Annotated in this window: 15 protein-coding genes; 9 read left to right on the forward strand and 6 right to left on the reverse strand. The window is 61.2% G+C overall.

Annotated elements, in window-relative coordinates; translation table 11 throughout:
* Positions 1–88 precede the first annotated feature (88 nt).
* Positions 89–1,300, reverse strand: a complete 1,212-nt coding sequence (gene fabB, locus BN1115_RS12960; protein ID WP_042657474.1) for a beta-ketoacyl-ACP synthase I — start codon at positions 1,298–1,300, stop codon at positions 89–91.
* A 90-nt stretch (positions 1,301–1,390) separates the two neighbouring features.
* On the opposite strand from fabB, the gene mnmC reads away from it, so the two are divergent.
* Positions 1,391–3,409: a bifunctional tRNA (5-methylaminomethyl-2-thiouridine)(34)-methyltransferase MnmC2/FAD-dependent 5-carboxymethylaminomethyl-2-thiouridine(34) oxidoreductase MnmC1 gene (gene mnmC / locus BN1115_RS12965; RefSeq protein ID WP_208597762.1), complete on the forward strand. Its 2,019-nt coding sequence runs from the start codon at positions 1,391–1,393 to the stop codon at positions 3,407–3,409.
* Between the two features lie 115 nt (positions 3,410–3,524).
* Here mnmC and BN1115_RS12970 read toward each other — a convergent pair whose 3' ends face one another.
* Positions 3,525–4,121 carry a DUF922 domain-containing protein gene (locus tag BN1115_RS12970; protein WP_042657476.1) on the reverse strand — a complete coding sequence of 199 codons (597 nt, stop codon included), beginning with the start codon at positions 4,119–4,121 and terminating at the stop codon, positions 3,525–3,527.
* A 183-nt stretch (positions 4,122–4,304) separates the two neighbouring features.
* Complete coding sequence (locus BN1115_RS12975) at positions 4,305–4,769, reverse strand: hypothetical protein (RefSeq protein WP_042657477.1); 465 nt, start codon at positions 4,767–4,769, stop codon at positions 4,305–4,307.
* A gap of 195 nt (positions 4,770–4,964) precedes the next feature.
* Between BN1115_RS12975 and dcuC the strand changes: the two genes are divergently transcribed.
* The 5 genes from dcuC (at position 4,965) to BN1115_RS13000 (ending at position 11,412) form a co-directional block, all read left to right on the forward strand.
* Positions 4,965–6,317, forward strand: coding sequence for an anaerobic C4-dicarboxylate transporter DcuC (dcuC, locus tag BN1115_RS12980; RefSeq protein ID WP_042657478.1), 1,353 nt, complete (start codon positions 4,965–4,967; stop codon positions 6,315–6,317).
* A 91-nt stretch (positions 6,318–6,408) separates the two neighbouring features.
* Positions 6,409–8,055 (forward strand): bifunctional metallophosphatase/5'-nucleotidase, encoded by a 1,647-nt coding sequence (locus BN1115_RS12985; RefSeq protein WP_042657479.1) that lies wholly within the window; start codon positions 6,409–6,411, stop codon positions 8,053–8,055.
* A gap of 189 nt (positions 8,056–8,244) precedes the next feature.
* The gene (locus BN1115_RS12990; RefSeq protein WP_042657480.1) at positions 8,245–9,888 is read left to right on the forward strand and encodes a hypothetical protein; all 1,644 of its coding nucleotides are present in this window, start codon (positions 8,245–8,247) and stop codon (positions 9,886–9,888) included.
* Positions 9,889–10,033: 145 nt separating this feature from the next.
* Positions 10,034–10,537, forward strand: coding sequence for a M48 family metallopeptidase (locus BN1115_RS12995; protein WP_042657481.1), 504 nt, complete (start codon positions 10,034–10,036; stop codon positions 10,535–10,537).
* Positions 10,538–10,602: 65 nt separating this feature from the next.
* Positions 10,603–11,412, forward strand: coding sequence for a DUF2927 domain-containing protein (locus BN1115_RS13000; RefSeq protein ID WP_425247994.1), 810 nt, complete (start codon positions 10,603–10,605; stop codon positions 11,410–11,412).
* Between the two features lie 175 nt (positions 11,413–11,587).
* On the opposite strand, the gene BN1115_RS13005 is transcribed toward BN1115_RS13000, so the two are convergent.
* Positions 11,588–11,839 (reverse strand): DinI family protein, encoded by a 252-nt coding sequence (locus tag BN1115_RS13005; protein WP_005333426.1) that lies wholly within the window; start codon positions 11,837–11,839, stop codon positions 11,588–11,590.
* A 74-nt stretch (positions 11,840–11,913) separates the two neighbouring features.
* Positions 11,914–14,349 carry a DNA polymerase II gene (locus BN1115_RS13010; RefSeq protein WP_042657483.1) on the reverse strand — a complete coding sequence of 812 codons (2,436 nt, stop codon included), beginning with the start codon at positions 14,347–14,349 and terminating at the stop codon, positions 11,914–11,916.
* A gap of 165 nt (positions 14,350–14,514) precedes the next feature.
* Between BN1115_RS13010 and BN1115_RS13015 the strand changes: the two genes are divergently transcribed.
* Positions 14,515–15,009 carry a prolyl-tRNA synthetase associated domain-containing protein gene (locus BN1115_RS13015; protein ID WP_042657484.1) on the forward strand — a complete coding sequence of 165 codons (495 nt, stop codon included), beginning with the start codon at positions 14,515–14,517 and terminating at the stop codon, positions 15,007–15,009.
* 109 nt (positions 15,010–15,118) lie between these two features.
* On the opposite strand, the gene BN1115_RS22890 is transcribed toward BN1115_RS13015, so the two are convergent.
* Positions 15,119–15,247: a hypothetical protein gene (locus BN1115_RS22890; protein ID WP_279615287.1), complete on the reverse strand. Its 129-nt coding sequence runs from the start codon at positions 15,245–15,247 to the stop codon at positions 15,119–15,121.
* A gap of 25 nt (positions 15,248–15,272) precedes the next feature.
* On the opposite strand from BN1115_RS22890, the gene BN1115_RS13020 reads away from it, so the two are divergent.
* Both BN1115_RS13020 and BN1115_RS13025 read left to right on the forward strand, forming a co-directional pair.
* Positions 15,273–16,511 (forward strand): GGDEF domain-containing protein, encoded by a 1,239-nt coding sequence (locus tag BN1115_RS13020; protein ID WP_042657485.1) that lies wholly within the window; start codon positions 15,273–15,275, stop codon positions 16,509–16,511.
* Complete coding sequence (locus BN1115_RS13025) at positions 16,508–17,038, forward strand: GNAT family N-acetyltransferase (protein WP_042657486.1); 531 nt, start codon at positions 16,508–16,510, stop codon at positions 17,036–17,038. The genes BN1115_RS13020 and BN1115_RS13025 overlap by 4 nt, the downstream gene beginning before the upstream one ends.
* Positions 17,039–17,050: the final 12 nt, after the last annotated feature.

Here is a 17,050-nt window from a genome sequence, read left to right on the forward strand (position 1 = left end):
TCTGCTCTGCTCTGCTCTGCAGCATTGATGACAAAACCAGAAAACAAAAAAAGCGCCCTGAGGCGCTTTTTTCATATCAACCGGATGATCAGGCTTTGAACTTGCTGAACACCAGAGAGGCGTTGGTACCGCCAAAGCCGAAGCTGTTGGACATGACGGTATTGAGCTCGGCCGCTTCGTACTCGCGTACGATGGGCAGACCCACTGCCTTCTCGTCCAGATTCTCAATGTTGATGCTGGGGGCGATAAAACCATGTTCCATCATCAGCAAGGAGTAGACAGCCTCATGCACGCCCGCAGCGCCCAGCGCATGGCCGGTCATCGCCTTGGTCGCGGAGATCTTGGGACCGTTGGTGCCAAACAGAGTCTGGATTGCTTCCAGCTCTTTGGTATCACCGACCGGTGTGGAGGTGCCGTGGGTGTTGATGTAATCAACCTTGCCCACACCCTGCATCGCCATCTTCATGCAACGCACGGCGCCTTCACCGCTCGGCGCAACCATGTCGTAACCATCGGAGGTGGCACCGTAACCGGTCAGCTCGGCATAGATGTGAGCACCACGAGCCAGCGCATGCTCCAGCTCTTCGATCACCAGGATGCCGCCGCCACCGGAGATAACGAAACCGTCGCGGTCCGCATCATAGGTACGGGACGCTTTTTCCGGTGTGTCGTTGTACTTGGTGGAGAGTGCGCCCATGGCGTCAAACTGGATGGTAGAGGACCAGTCCAGCTCTTCACCGCCGCCAGCGAACACCACATCCTGTTTGCCAAGCTGGATCAGCTCCATGGCGTGACCGATGCAGTGAGCAGAGGTGGCGCAGGCAGAGCTGATGGAGTAGTTGACACCCTTGATCTTGAACGGGGTTGCCAGACAGGCAGAGGTGGTGGAGGACATGGTGCGCGGCACCATGTAAGGGCCCACACGCTTGACCCCTTTCTCGCGAGCGATATCGCAAGATTCGGAGGTGTTTTTGCCGGAGGCACCGCCTGAACCGACCACCAGGCCGGTACGCTCGTTGGAGACCTGATCTTCCGCCAGACCGGCATCTTCAATGGCCTGCTGCATGGAGAGATAGGCATACGCCGCCGCATCCCCCATGAAACGCATGACTTTACGGTCGATCAGTTCAGACGGATCGAGTTTGATGTTACCCCAGACACGGCTACGCAGGTTGTGCTGTTCGAACTGCTCGGAATAGGTGATGCCGGATTTACCTGCTTTCAGGGAGGCCAGCACTTCTTCCTTGTTGTTGCCGATACTGGAGATGACGCCGATACCGGTGATCACTGCTCTTCTCATTAATTCATCTCGTCTGGAAAAACTGGCGCCAAGTCTACCCGCTTTCGGCTGCCAAACTGGTCTGCTTTCACGTAGAATGCCCGCGATTTTGTGACGCGAGCCGAGGAAAACGTGAGTCAAACATCCTTACATCATGCCCGATTGGATTGGAATGAAGCGGGAACTCCTGTCTCCAGTGACTTCGGGGATGTGTACTTTTCCAATAATAACGGTCTAAGTGAAACCCGCTACGTCTTTTTGCAGCAAAACCGGCTACCTGCGCGATTTTCGCACCACGATAGTGACACTTTCGTGATAGGTGAAACAGGTTTCGGCACAGGTCTTAACTTTCTGGCGACAATGCAAGCGTTCCTGGAACAGGCGCCCCAATCCGGCAACGGCTCCCGTCTGCACTTCATCAGTTTCGAGAAATATCCCCTGACCCAGGGCGATCTGCGCAAGGCGCTGGCCGCCTGGCCCGAGCTTGGCCACTTGAGCCAGGATCTCATCGCCCAGTGGCCGCTGCCAGTCTCCGGCTGTCATCGCCTGCTCTTTGCGGGCGGTCGCGTTCGCCTCGATCTCTGGTTCGGCGACATCAAGGATATGCTGCCGCTGGTACCGCACCGGACAGAGGGTCTGGTCGATGCCTGGTATCTGGATGGTTTTGCCCCGGCCAAGAACCCCGAGATGTGGACGCAGGAGCTGTTTGATGGGCTGGCCCGTCTCGCTCGCGAGAACGCGACCATATCTACCTTTACCTGCGCCGGATTTGTGCGCCGTGGGCTGACCGCATCCGGTTTTGTGATGAAAAAGACCAAGGGCCACGGCACCAAGTGGGCCATGTTGATCGGTGAGCGCTGTGACAAGGTTCCCGCGCAGACGATCGCTAACCATTATGCGCGTCCGGTAGGCAGGGATGGCGAGATTGTGATCATCGGCGGTGGCGTCGCCTCGGCCATGACCGCACTCTCCCTGGTGGAACGGGGTCGCAAGGTGACCCTGCTGTGCGAAGATGGCGAACCGGCCACCGGCGCCTCCGGCAACCGCCAGGGCGCGCTCTATCCACTGCTTAACGGCGAGCACGATGCGCTGTCGCGCTTCTATTCGCTGGCCTTTGGCTATGCCCGCCAACGGCTGCTGGCACTGGCCGAGCACCATCCCATCGCTTTCGAATTATGCGGTGTGGTGCAGCTGGGCTATGACGACAAATCCCGCGCCAAGCTGTCCAAGATGAGCCAGGGCCCCTTCCCGCCCGAGCTGATACAACCCCTTTCCGCCGCAGAGGCCAACACGATCGCTGGCCTGCCCAGTGGATATAACGGTGTCAGCTATCCGCTGGGGGGCTGGCTCTGTCCGGCCGATCTCACCCGCGCAGCGCTAAAAGAGGCGCAAGCCAGCGGTCTGTTGCAGGTGGAGTACCACGCAAAGGTGAGCACCATTGCCGAACTGGCAGAGGGCTGGCACGTAGAGAGCCAGGATGGCCGCCACTGGCAGACCCCCAATCTGGTGGTCGCAGCCGGTCACCAGTTGCCAGCACTGCTCCCCTTTGCCGAACTGCCGCTCTATCCGGTGCGCGGTCAGGTGAGCCATGTGCCGACCTCGACCAGCTTGCGTCAGCTCAAGACCGTGCTCTGCTACGACGGCTACCTCACCCCGATGCACAACGAGCAGCACTGCATCGGCGCCAGTTATGGCCGCAACCAGAGCAGTCTCGAGTTTCGTGCCGAGGAACAGATCCAGAATCAGGCGCGGTTGCAAGCCTGTCTGCCGGAGCAAACCTGGCCCGCCGAAGTGGATGTGAGTGGCAATGAGGCCCGCGTCGGGGTGCGCTGCGCCAGTCGGGATCACCTGCCGGTGGTGGGGCCAATCGCCAGATTGGCAGGCTTGGAAGATCACTATGCGCATCTGCAGCATGATCAGCACAACGCCCAGCCGCTGCCTCTTCACCCCGGCCTCTATGTGCTGGGTGCGCTCGGCTCACGGGGTCTCTGCTCGGCGCCGCTCTGTGGTGAGCTGCTCGCCAGCGAGATCTGCGGCGATCCCCTGCCGCTGGCCGCCGATCTGCTGGAGGCGCTCCACCCTGCCCGTTACTGGGTGCGCAAGCTGCTCAAGGGCAAAGCGCTGGCCTAAACCGGACTCTGCAAACAAATAGAATGGCCGCCCATCGGGCGGCCATTCTATTTATCAAATCTTGCGATATTGAGGAGGGTTGGCAGGATATCGGGCCCTATGCCCTATATAGAGCTCACTTGGGCCAACGCACCCCTAGCTGTTCGCCGTAGCCGGTCTGACGCTGAAAATCATCGAGTCGCCCCTTGACCTTGCTCAGCTCGCCGCTGCCCGCCGCCCACGCGGCATAGCGCAGCGCCTGACAATCTGCATGGTCGGGTAGCGCCGCAATCGCCCCGCCCACCTGATTGGCCCCTTGCAGCACCATCTCCTTGAAGCGGGACTCGTAGTCAAACATGCTGGAGAGCAACCGTCCCCAGCGCTGACGGGCAGGATCGTTACTGCTCGCGCTCTCACGCCAGCGGGGCAACAGCACAGTGGCGTTGGTGGTGACCGTTACCCGGTTGAGCTGGCAGCGTCCCGGCAACTGCTCGGTTTCCAGCTGCCAGTCCATCTGATAACTCGCCTTGCCGAGCACAGGCTTGCCATTTACCTTGGGGGCACTCTGGGCAATCGCACGGGCAAGCTGGTCCGGGCTGGTTGCATGAACCTCATAAAAACGGACATTGATGCGGGACTCTGGCACCACTTGCGGCCGGCTCGGCTGAGCCTGACTCATCAGGGGCAACAGCAACAACCCGACCCCCACTACTCCATAAACCTTGCTGACCATGCCAGACTACCTTCCTTGATTGCACGGGCGGAGTACCAACCTTGGTGAAACCCACCGCCACACAGATGACGGGTATAGCCTATGTGTGACGACGAAGCGGCGCAATACAATGATGGGCCCAGAAATCAGAGCACGCTCACAGGTTGCGTGAGCAGAGTATGGCACAAGGGCAAAACTGTATTTTTATTGAGCATGACGGCTGATGCGCTGCCAGTCGAGGTGATAGTTTTTCACATTGATGTCATGACCATCTATCTGAATAAAATGATCATTTTTAAGACGGTTGGCAAAAAAGTCCTGATCTGCCCCCTCATTGAGCCACAGCTCGCAAAGTCCCCGTTTTCCCTCTCTGGCATAGAATCTCGGGGTGACCAGCAGCGCAACCCCATCTACCCGGATGGCATGACGGACCAGGCAGTTTGCTTCGGTGGTTTTGGATGCCAGCGCGGCAAAACGGGGTCTGTTCCCCTCGGCAACCACCAGTACCCCATAAGAGTGAGGAGCCATGAGACGCCGCATGGCGACCGCCTGATGAGGACCGGTTTGATGAAAACCGTCATTGGTTACCGCAAACACGCAAGTAGGTGAAAATAGCATCGCAAGCAGGAAAAGAGAGCGTTTAATGCCTACAGAATCACCAATCGCCATATAAAAGCCTCAAAAGACAACCAAGGCTGGCAAGGGTAGGTAGCCAAACCCGCTGGGTAAAGTACCTTTACCTTTCTTTAATTCTGTTCACGGGGTTAAACGTTGATTTAGCTCACACAACATCCTGTTTCCAGTCGCCACTCTACCCCTATCGGAATAGACTCCCTCCACTCTCATCCAATCAGAAGGCAACATATGCTGGAACTCATCGTTGGCACCCTGGTCACCCTGGTGGTGGGCCGTGCCATTTTCAAAGGATACTCCGCGACCGGGGTGCTGCTGAGCGGCGGCTTGCTGCTGCTGGTCATCACCGCCATGATGGGCAAGCCGGTACTGCCGAGCAAGGTGGTCAGCACCGGTTACATTGCAACCGATATCTTCGAATACGTCCGCTTCCTGCTCAATGACCGTGGCGGTGGACTGGGGATGCTGATCATGGTGCTGTGCGGCTTCGCCGGCTACATGAGCCATATCGGCGCCAACACCATTCTGGTCAAGTTGGCCAGCAAACCGCTCGGCATCATCAAGTCCCCCTATATCCTGCTGGTGGCTGCCTATCTGGTGGCCTGCGCCATGTCGCTGGCGGTGAGCTCCGCTACCGGCCTCGGCGTGCTGCTGATGGCCACCCTGTTCCCGCTGATGGTCAACATGGGGATCTCCCGTGGCGCGGCGGCGGCCGTGTGCGCCTCGCCAGCCGCCATCATTCTGGCACCAACTTCCGGTGACGTGGTGATGGCCGCCCAAGCTGCCAACATGCCGCTGCTGGATTTTGCCTTCAAGCTGACCCTGCCCATCTCGCTGGTGGCGATCGCCTGTATGGCGGTGACCCACTTCTTCTGGCAGCGCTACCTTGACCAGAAATCCGGCGAGCACAACGAGCCGGTTGCACCGGGCGATCTGGTGACGACGGCGCCTGCCTTTTACGCCATCCTGCCGTTCACCCCCATCATCGGGGTGCTGATATTTGACGGTAAATGGGGCCCGCAGCTGGATATCGTCACCATCATCGTCATGTGCATGGTGCTGGCCAGCCTGCTGGAACTCGTGCGTATCCGCAATGGCAAGGAGCTGCTGGACGGTCTGCAGGTCTGCTGGCGCAACATGGCTGACGCCTTTGCCGGTGTGGTCATGCTGCTGGTCGGTGCCGGTGTCTTTGCTCAGGGTCTGATGACCATCGGCTTTATCGACACCCTGCTGACCCACGCCCAGGATCTCGGCTCGGGCGGCATGATCATGATGCTGTCACTGGTGGTGATCACCACCCTGGCCGCCTTCACCACTGGCTCGGGCAATGCCCCCTTCTACGCCTTCGTGGAGCTGATCCCCAACCTGGCCAGCAGCCTGGGCATCAACCCGGCCTATCTGGTGATCCCGATGCTGCAAGCCTCCAACCTGGGTCGCACCATTTCACCGGTCTCCGGTGTGGTGGTCGCCTGTGCGGGGATGGGCAAACTCTCGCCGTTCGAGGTGGTCAAACGTACCTCCCTGCCGGTGGGCGTCGGCCTGCTGGTGGTGATCATCGCCACCCAGATCATGGTACCCGCCTGATCGCTGACCAGCCCGGCACCCTGCCGGGCTGGTATCCTCCCCCCCCTTTGCAGTAGACTCGGTGCTCATTTTTCCCCTAAGGAGGACCGAGATGAGTATTACGGTTCAACTTGCCCATTTCAGTGATTGCCACTCCCACTTCGATGGCGCGCCGATGAGCTTCTCCCCGGTCGGTGAAGGCCAGTGGCGCACCCAGTGTGGCGGATATGCCCGGATCCTGACCCGACTGACCCAACTGCGTGCCAAAGCCGCAGCAGCCGGCCAGCGTTTTCTGTTGCTGCACGGTGGCGACTCCTTTCAGGGCTCGCTCTATTTCAACCGCTTCAAAGGGCGCGCCAACGCCGACCTGCTCGCCATGCTGGCCCCCGATGCCATGGTGCTCGGCAACCACGAATTCGATCTGGGCAACGGCCCGTTGGTGGAGTTTTTGCGCCAGCTCGATTTTCCGGTGCTGGCCGCCAATCTGGACAACAGCCAGGAGCCGGCCGACACGCAACTCGGGCTGTGGGATATTCCCCACCTCTACGACGCCCATCAGCCCTGGCATCGCCGGGTGATCGACGGGGTTCCCTTTGCGCTGCTCGGCATCACCCTCGCCCAGATGGCCGCCATCGCCAACCCGGATCCCCATACCCGTTTCCACGCGGTGGCCGACACCCTCAGCAAAGTGCTGCGGGAGATAAAGAGCGAAGGGATCCGGCATATCGTGCTGCTGAGCCACCTCGGGCTGGATCAGGACAAGCTGCTGGCCGAACGCTTCCCCGAGCTCAGCCTCATCATCGGCGGCCATACCCACAGCCTGCTGGGAGATCTCGCGCCGCTGGGTCTGCCAAGCGAAGGCAGCTATCCGCTGATGAACAACGGGGTGGCCATTTTGCACGCAGGCCACAGCGCCCTCTGCCTCGGCGTCTGCGAGCTCACCTTCGATGAGGCGGGCCGCGTCGTGCAAAGTCAGGGGCAGCTGGAGTGGCTCCCATGGCAGCCCTGGCCATTCGCCTCCACCCCACCCGCCGGGCTCACCTTCTGCGAGCCGGATCCACAGCTTGAACAACATCTGGCCAAACGCTACCGGCCGGAGATTGAAACCATGAGCCAGCGCATCGTCACCCGGCTGGCGGCGCCACTGCCCCATCAGCGGCTGCCGGATGCCGCCCAGCCCCACGGCAGCCAGCTCGCCCCGCTGGTGGCCCGTGCCATGCTGACCGCCGCACGCGAGCAAGTGGGTGAGGTGGACTTTGCCCTGCACAACGCCGGTGGCGTGCGCTGCTCGCTGGAGCCTGGCCCCTTGAGCGAAGCGGATATCGCCGGTCGCCTGCTGCCGTTTGCCATTCCGCTCACCCTCTATCGGGTGCACGGCCACGAGCTGGCGGAAGCGCTGGAGAATGCCATCGACAACGCCACCAACAACGGCGTAGTCGGCAATGGCAACGGCAGCTTCCCCTACACCGCGGGAATACGATTCACCTATCAGGCCAATCTGCCCAAGGGCCAGCGCATCACCCGACTGGAGTGGGAAGCCGCCCCCGGCCAGTGGCAAGCGGTCAATCCCGAACAGGTCTATCGCGGGGTGTCGAGCGCCTATACCGCCTCCGGCAAGGAGGGCTACACCGCACTGGCGCGCACCCTGACCCAGCACAATCAGGAGCTCGGCATCACCCTGGCCGACGCTTTTATCCGCTGGGCTCGCCACCTGCCCACGCTGGAAGCGCAGCCGCCCCTGCTTGAGTACTTCAGTTGATACAGAGAGGAAATGGCTTTGCCACATCCCCCTGACGGCCAATATTGCCGCAGCCAACGCCCGGTTCCCTGCAAGAACCGGGCTTTTTCGAGAATATTTGCCCCACGCGGGCCAGCCCCATTGCATCGCACTCACTAGCTCGGCAAGATAGGCCCGCTTTCAAGACCAGCTGCAGGAACAGGCGACTTCATGAATCACTCCATCCGTTTCACTCCCCCTCGCGTCAACCCGGGCATAAAGCCAGCCATCGTGCTGCTGACCGCCCTGCTGGCGCTGCTCTTCTGTCTGCGCAACCCGCTCTTCCACGCCATGGCGCCGGGCTTTGATGCCTCGCTGTTCGCGGTGATGGGCAAGATGTGGAGCGAAGGGGGTGTGCTCTATCGCGACATGATCGACATCAAGGGGCCGATGATCTTCGCCCTCGACGCGCTGGGCTATGGAATGGGGGGATTTGTCGGGATCTGGGCACTGGAATGGGTGCTCTGCTGGCTCGGGCTGCTGGCCAGCTGGCAGGCCTTTGCCCAGCTTGGCCTCTCGTTCAAGGCGCGTCTCGGCGCCATGCTGGCGGTGTTGGCTCTCTACGGTACCCGTTACTACTACGGCAACATGACCGAGGACTGGACCTTCCACCTCGCCCTCATCGCCCAGTGGGCCTTTATCACCCTGCTGCTGGACAAGGGATTTCGCTGGTGGCCCGCACTGGTGGCGGCCCTCACCTTCGCCATCGTCGCCTGGATGCGCACCAACAACGGCGCCTTCTGGGGCGCCTGGTATCTGGTGCTGTTCTGCCACTGGTGTCTGCACGAGAAGTGGCGCGACGCCATCTTGCTGCTCATCTCCAGCCTGCTGGGGCTGGCGCTGATTGGCGGCCCGCTTTACGCCTACTTCCAGCAACATGATCTGCTGGCGGCCTTCAAATACTACGCCTTCGACATCTTCTTCGAGGGGAGCTACGGCAACGGCTTCTCCCCCATGGTGGGCGCCGTCGGCCTGCTGCGCACCGGCCTGGTGATGCTGCTGCCCGCCTTCATTATTCTGATGCTGAGCCGCCGTCAGGAGTGGTATCTGCCCGCCCTGCTGGCGACCCTGTTTGGGGTGCTGTTTACCCTGATCGCCAACTCGGTCTCCGGCCATGTATTCGATCACTACGACGTGCTCTATCTGCAACTGGCGGTGCTGCCGCTGGCGGTATTGCTGGATCGCAGCGAACAGCAGGCAGATGCCATCGGCCTGCTCTGCATCTCGCTGGTCGTCTTGACCGCCAGCTGGCTGCTGGCCCAGCAGCTCGCCTTTGGCTGGAGCACCAAGGAGTGGTCCCTCGAGCGGGTTAACGAAGTGCTCGGCACCAGCCTGCTGTGGGCGCTGCCGGTGCTGATCCTCATCCCCCTCTGGCGCGCCTGGGATGTGCGCAGTGCCACCCCCTGGCTGGCGACGCTGGCCATGCTGCTGCTGATGATCAACAACGCCTGGGAAGGGACCCTCAAGGGTCGCCCCTTCAATCCCGCCGCCCAGGTGCGGGTCGATCGCATCAAGGCCGAGACAGTCCCGAGCGACAAGATCTGGGTCGATGGCATCCAGCCGCAATATTATCTCTGGACCGATCGCCAGCCAGCCTCCGCCTATCTCTTCTTTGCCAACGTCAATCCGCCCTATGACGTGCGCGAGCGGGTACTGGCCGATATCCAGCGCCAGAGCCCGAAGTTCATCATCGCCAAGCCGGATCGGGTGAGCGAGGAGCTTAAAAAGCCCAGCTCGCCTTCCCATCTCGCCTTCTATCAATACCTGACCAGCCACTACGAAGAGGTGGATCCGGGTCTCTATCGCCGACGCTGATCACCCATCACGCCCCGCAGGGCGGCCATTGTTGCAATGGCCGCCCTTTTTCTTGCGCCAGAACGCCTTGCAGCGGCGGCCCGCAGTAGGCAAGCACGCCCGAGATAACTACAATGACGCTCTTTTTGATGTGACGAGTGACACCATGGCGGAACTGACTTATCTGGGCGGCTATCCCGACCCTCTCAAGGCACAGGTACAGCAGCTGATCGCGGCAGGCAAGCTGGGGGAGATGCTGGCCAAACGCTACCCGGATAGCCACCCGATCCAGAGCGACAAGGCGCTGCTCGCCTACACCATGGAGCTGAAGAACCGCTACCTCAAGAGCTCGGCCCCCCTGTCCAAGGTGGTGTTCGATGGCAAGATCAACGTCATCAAGGATGCCCTCGGCCTGCACACCTACATCAGCCGGGTGCAGGGCAGCAAGCTCAAGGCCAAGAACGAGATCCGCATCGCCGCCCTGTTCAAGGAGGCGCCGCCCCCGTTTCTGAAAATGATCGTGGTGCACGAGCTGGCCCATATCAGAGAGAAGGATCACAACAAGAGCTTCTACCAGCTCTGCCAGCACATGGAGCCGGACTATCATCAACTGGAGTTTGATCTCAGGCTCTGGCTCACCTGGCGCGATATCGACAAGGCCAGCCGCTAGGCTGACACCCGTTTCAGGGAGGAAACATGTCATTTGCCGCCACCCGCTTTATTGCCACTTTGGTAATGGCCAACTTGGGTTGCGCTGCCCGTCCCCGCTTCACGTCACGCGGGCTGCTGGCCCTGCTGCTTCTGCTCGCGGGCCACAGCGCCCGGGCCGATGAGCGCTGGCAGAGCGACCGCTATCTCACCGAGAGCTTTATGGCCATCGCCATGGAGCGGGAGTATGGCGAAGCGAAGCAGACCCGTTTTGCCCGCTGGCAGCAACCGATCCGGCTGCTGCTTGTCAACGAGTCGGGCGACAAGCCGCTGCAGGCCGACGTGGTGAAGGTGCAGGCGGCCCATCTGGCCCGCATCACCGGCCACCCCATCAGCATGGTGACCGCAAAGCCCAATCTGACCCTGATCATGACCGACTACAGCAAGATGAAGAGCTGGGCCAACCGCACCATGGGGGGCGATCCGTCGGTCGGGATGGCACTCAAGGAGGGGCTCTGCCTGGCCAACTTCGCAACCAATGCGAAACACGAGATCAGCCGTGCCACCATCATCATTCCGGTAGACTACAGCCGGGCCAAAGGGCGTTTTCTTGACTGCGTGGTGGAGGAGTTCACCCAGGTGATGGGGCTGCCCAACGACTCGGACAAGGTGTTTCCATCCATCTTCAATGACAACAGCATCGACAGTTTCCTGACCGGGCTGGACTATGTACTGCTCAAGCTCGCCTATCACCCAGCCCTCAAAGCCGGGATGAGTAGTGACGAGATCCGCGCCGCACTGCCGCTCGCAATCAAGGAGCTGCGCGCCAAAGGGGAGATCAGCGAGGCCAACCGCCGGGTGCAGCAGCAGAGCTTGAAAAGCTGGGCGGGGCTATAACGGACCTGGCTCAACCCAGAGCCAGAAACCACCGCTCGCCACTGGCCACCAACAAAAAACGCAGCCACTTGGCTGCGTTTTTTGTTGTCCGGGGATCAACGGTGCGTTAGCGGGCATGCCCGTTTATCCGCCGCCCATTTATCGAACGCACGAGTTATCCACTGACCGTGCGGGATCAGGAGGCGACGTTCTCTTCCGGCATCCAGCTCTCGGCGTTCTCCCACACCTCCTGCACCATGGCTTCGGCCAGCTCTTTGTCTTCCTTGCTGGCACGGCTGACAGTCAGGGCCATGGCGCTGCCCGGCGCGACCCGCACATGGATGTCGGGGAATTTTTCGCCAAGCTGCTTGAGCAGCTCCTGACGCAGCGCCTCCATGGTCGAGGTCGGGATCTGATGTTTTCTGTCGATGATGATTTCAAGACGCATAGGAAACTTCTCCATGATTTATAACTGTATTTTTATCCAGTATTCATAGGAAGTAAAGGGCCATCTTGCGCCAATCAGAAAAGATCCAGCTGCTGGCCGCAGATCCGGTCGAACGACTCGCCGATAAAGGGCAGGATGGCGTCAGCAATGGGCCGCAACTGCTTGTCGATATAGTGTTCGTAATCGATGGCGCTGCGCCGGTACTCCAGCGGCTCGGGGCCATTGAGGGTCATCAGATAGGCGATGGAGCCTCGATGCTGATAGCGCTGTGGCAGCCCGCGGCGCAGATTCTCCTCATCGGCCAGTCGCGCCGCCCGCACATGGGGGGGCACATTCTTCTGATACTCCTCGAGTTTTTGGCGCAGCCGCTTGCGATAGATGAGCAGATCGTCGTGGCGACCGGCCCGGGTCTCATCCACCATGGTGCGCACATAGCCGCTGGGGTCTTCATCGTGAAACACCAGCTCATAGAGGCGGGTCTGAAACTGCTTGGCCAGCATGGTCCAGTCGGTACGCACCGATTCGAGCCCTTTGAATACCAGCTGCTCACTCCCCTCCTGCCCCTCGATCTCCTTGCCAACCAGCCCGGCATAGCGCTTCTTGCTCCCCTTCTCCAGCCCACGGATGGTGGGCATCAAGAAGCGGCGATAGTGGGTCTCGTATTCGATCTCCAGATAGCTTGGCAGGCTGAACTCGCGCTTGATCAGCGCCGTCCAGTTGTCGTTGATCATGGCGGCCAGCTCGCGGCCAATTTGTTCGGCCTGCTGCGGGGTGGTATCTCTGCCCAGATGAACGAAGGTGGAGTCGGTATCGCCATAGATCACCTCGAACCCCTTCGCCTCAATCCACTCGCGGGTCTGCTGCATGATGCTGTGACCGCGCAAAGTGATCGATGAAGCAAGTCGCGGATCATAGAAGCGGCAGCCCCCCGAGCCCAGCACCCCGTAGAAGGAGTTCATGATGATCTTGATGGCCTGGGAGAGCGCCTTGTTGCTGGCCGCCTTGGCTCTATCCCGCGCCGCCCAGAGGGTGGCGATGAGATCCGGCAAGAAGTGCCGCTCGCGGGAGAACATGGCGCCGCGAAAGCCGGAAATGGCGTGGTCGGGATGTTGCAGCCCCTCCACCAGCCCCATGGGGTCGATGCAGAAGGTGCGGATGATGCTGGGATAGAGGCTCTTGAAATCGAGCACCAGCACATGGCGATAGAGACCGGGCTTGGAGTCCATCACATAGCCACCGGGGCTCGCCAGCCCACCGTCAGCAGGCAGATTAGGGGCCACGTAGCCACCGCGGTGCAATCGAGGCAAATAAAGGTTGGTAAAGGCCGCCACCGAGCCTCCTACCCTGTCCAGCTCCAGACCGGTGAGAGAGGCACGCTCGATGGCAAAGGGGATGAGGTGGCAGTAGTCGAAGATCTCCCACACCAGTTTGCAATCTTCCAGGTTGTAGCGGGCCAGCGCCTCCTTGTCGGAGTGAAACAGCAGGGTGATCTTCTCCCCCCGATTGGCCACATCCTCAATATCCTTGCCACGGCCAAGCAGTTCGCTGGCCACCGCATCCAGACTGTAGCTGGCAAACTGCCAGGTGGCGCTTTTGAGGGTGTCGATGCCATCGAGCACCATGCGCCCGGGGATGATGACGTTGCCGGTCTGGGGATCGTTGCGGGATGAGCGCCAGAAGCAGAGCTCGCGCCCCCGCCCCAGCCGCAGACGCCGCTTGTTAAGTTCGGCGCGGCGCAGCAGCAGGCGAAAGTCAAAATTGACCACGTTCCAGCCAATCACCAGATCGGGGTCGTGCAGGCTGAACCAGCTCTCCAGCGCGCCAAGCAGGGCGCTTTCATCCGCCACCCACTCGACCTTGGTGCCCCAGCTCTCGGCATCCGCCTCCGGTGCGCCGATCATGATGACCCGTGCATCCTGCTCGCTGTAAAGACCGACCGAGAACAGCGCCCCGTCCATGGCGCACTCCACGTCGAGGGACACCCATGAGAGGCTGGGCGTCACCGCCTGGGGTGCGCAGCGTGCCTCGTTGACCTCCCAGTAGCCCTGCTTGCCGCCCTTCTTCACCGCCCGGCCATCGAAGCGCACGCCAGCTGTGATGAAACGCTCCATCAGAAAACGCTCCGGCAGCCGGATATCCGCCTCGAAGTGCTCGAGCCCGCGAATGAGCAACAGCTCGATGGCACGGTGAAAGGCGCTCAGGGTGGCGAAATAGCAACCCACCACAGGGCGACCGTCGAAGGTGTGCATCGGCAGACGGCGAAACCGCCCGCTCACCCCGGCGCCTTTGAACAGCTCGGCCGCCTCCGCCATATGGCTCTGTGGCAGAAAGAAGACCGGCTCCTGCCCCGGCACCACCACCCGCACCGGTCCCTGCGCGCTCCAGAGCCACATCACGATTTCGGTGGTGGCAGCGTGCCCGTTGCGGCCGCGCACGTCCCGACCGTGGCGGGTCAGGATAAAACCGTCGAGCGGCGGGGTGGCGGGTACGGTGGGCTGGGTTGCAGTCATGAAGGTAAAGGGGCTGTCCGAGAATGGGACTATTGTACGTTCATACAGTGCCTGCTCGCAATCGTCACGCAGGCTGCGAGGCGGGAGTCAAACTGGTAAGCTCGATCCGGTCGTTATTCCCGCTCATCCCGTTCTGACCACTCTTCGCCGACGAAAGGAGTCTCTGTGGCAATCTATTCCCTGCTGGATCAGCTGGCCATCCCCTACCAGCGTTTCGATCATCCCCCGGTGTTTACCTGCGAGGAGGCGAGCAGGCTGCTGCCCGACCTGCCCGCCGCCAAGACCAAAAACCTCTTTTTGCGCGATCCGAAGAGTGAGCGGCTATTTCTGGTGGTGAGTCCGGAGGCGATCCGGGTCGATCTCAAGGGGCTGGCGGTCATGCTTGGCGTCAAGCGGCTGAGCTTTGGCTCCCCCGAGCGGCTCGATGCGGTGCTCGGCCTCACCCCGGGCTCGGTGACCCTGCTCGCCATGGTGCGCGATAGCGAACAGGCCGTAGAACTGGTGGTGGACGAGGCCATCTGGCAGGCCGAACAGGTGCAGTGCCATCCGCTGGTCAACACCGCTACCCTGATCATCCGCCTCGACGACGTGCGCCGTCTGCTGACCCATCTGGGCCGGAAGGCCACCGTGATGCGCTTGCCAGCAGCAACTTGCGATTAACACGAGGGCTGGCGGTGGGGGCAACACTGTCACCAACACGGCCATATTGCTCGCAGCACAATTGACTGACAAGACAATAAAATGGCGCCATACCACCCGATAAATCGAGTCAGCTGTCGCTATCGTGCATGAAGTCGGGAGCAAGCACATCAGGCCATTTAACCAATTGATAATAGGTTGAATTCATGTTGTGATCGGCCACTGCCAGCAGGCGATACCCCATCGCCCGTTCGTTCACAGGTGACCGTTCCAGAGAGCCCTCGATGCCAAGTCTGTTTTCCTCGGCCCAGTTGTTGAGTCTGGTGCTGTTCGTCACGCTGTCACATATGGGGGTCGCCACCATTTTCGCCGCCATGTGGTACAGCCATCGCCAGATCAGGGCGCTGCTCTACTGGGCGGGAAGCGAGCTGGCCATCGCCGGTGCCTTCAGCTGTCTGCTGCTGCGCCCCCTTGAGGGTGAAGCCTCGCTCGCCAATATTCTGCTGACCAACCTGCTGCTGATGGCGACCCCTCTGCTCTATGAACGGGGGATGCGCCACTTCTTTCGGCGTGAAGCCGACCCGTTGGGCTGGCTGCTGCCCGCCGTCACCCTCGCCGGTTTCGCCCTGTTTGCCCTGACGACCCTGCAGCAGCCCCTCTCTGATGTGCACAGCCGGATCATCGTGCTCTCCGGCGTACTCTCGCTGCAGATTGCGCTGCTTATCTGGCAGCTCTGGCGCTACCAGCGGCTGGCCCCGGTCTATCGGGTGTTGCGCTTTGCCATCCTGCTGCTCGCCCTGCAACTGCTGTTGCAACTGCTGCGGATCGCCAAACACCTCTGGTATCCGGAGCTGGCGGCCAACTCCTTCACCGATCCGCTGCTCGGGCCGGTGATCCTGCTCAGCCTGCTCTTTACCATCGCCCGCAGTTATCTCTTGCTGAGTCTGGTTCACACCCGCCAGCAGCAGGCCATGCTGGCCACCCAACGCAAGCTGGAGCGGCGCGCCAATCAGGATGAGCTGACCGGCCTGTTCAGCCGCCACTATTTTGAACGCCAGGTGACCCTGCGCGCCCGCGAGATGGCGAACCCCGGCCAGCTGCTGCTGATTGATCTGGACAACTTCAAGCAGATCAACGACCGCCACGGCCACCCCGCCGGTGATGCCATGTTGCGGGCCGTGGGCCATGTGATCGCCAATACCCTGCCTGCCGAGGGGATGGCCGGTCGGCTCGGCGGCGATGAGCTGGCCCTGCTGCTGATGGCAGACCCGCAGACCCTGCCCACCTACTGCCACGCCCTGCAGCAGCAGATCGCCGAGGCAACCGGAGCACTGGCGGGGGGGCCTATCAGCCTCAGCATCGGCCTCACCTCGCTGCACCCTGACGAGGGGTTTGCAGCGGCCTACCTGCGGGCGGATCGGGCGCTCTATGCTGCCAAGCAGGCGGGGAGGCAACGGGCCTGCGTGCTGGAACCCCACCACAGTGAACCGCAACCGCTACAACCCAGCGTGCTCCTGTCATGAGGTCGGTTCCCGCTCTGCAGTGCCGCCCGGCCAGACTGGCAGATGCCCCCGCCTACCGCCGCTATGTCACCGAATGTGCCGAGGCGGGACTGCCGCTCTATCAGGTGGCGCAATTTGATCCGGACGGCTGGCTACAGAGCCTGCTGGATCACGCCGAAGGGCGCAATCTACCCGACGGATACCTGCCTGCCACCACCTATTTTGCCCTCGATGGCGGGGAGATCATCGCCACCCTGCGTCTGCGTCACGGTGACAATGAGGCGACCCGCCAGTGGCTGGGTCATATCGGTTACGAGACCCGCCCCTCTCGCAGTGGTGAAGGGGCCGCGACCGTGCTGCTGCGCTGGGTACAACAGCAGGTGCTGGCGGCGCCGGTGCTGATCAGCTGCGGCGAAGATAATCTGGCCTCCCGCAAGGTCATTACGGCAGCCGGTGGCGTGTTTCTGGGGCGGCGCTTCCATCCGGGGGATCGCCGCTGGCTGGAGATGTACCAGCTAGCCCCCCGGCCGCAGTCGATGCAGAAATAAAAAGAGCGCCCC

This window comes from Aeromonas allosaccharophila (assembly GCF_000819685.1).
Lineage (GTDB): Bacteria > Pseudomonadota > Gammaproteobacteria > Enterobacterales > Aeromonadaceae > Aeromonas > Aeromonas allosaccharophila.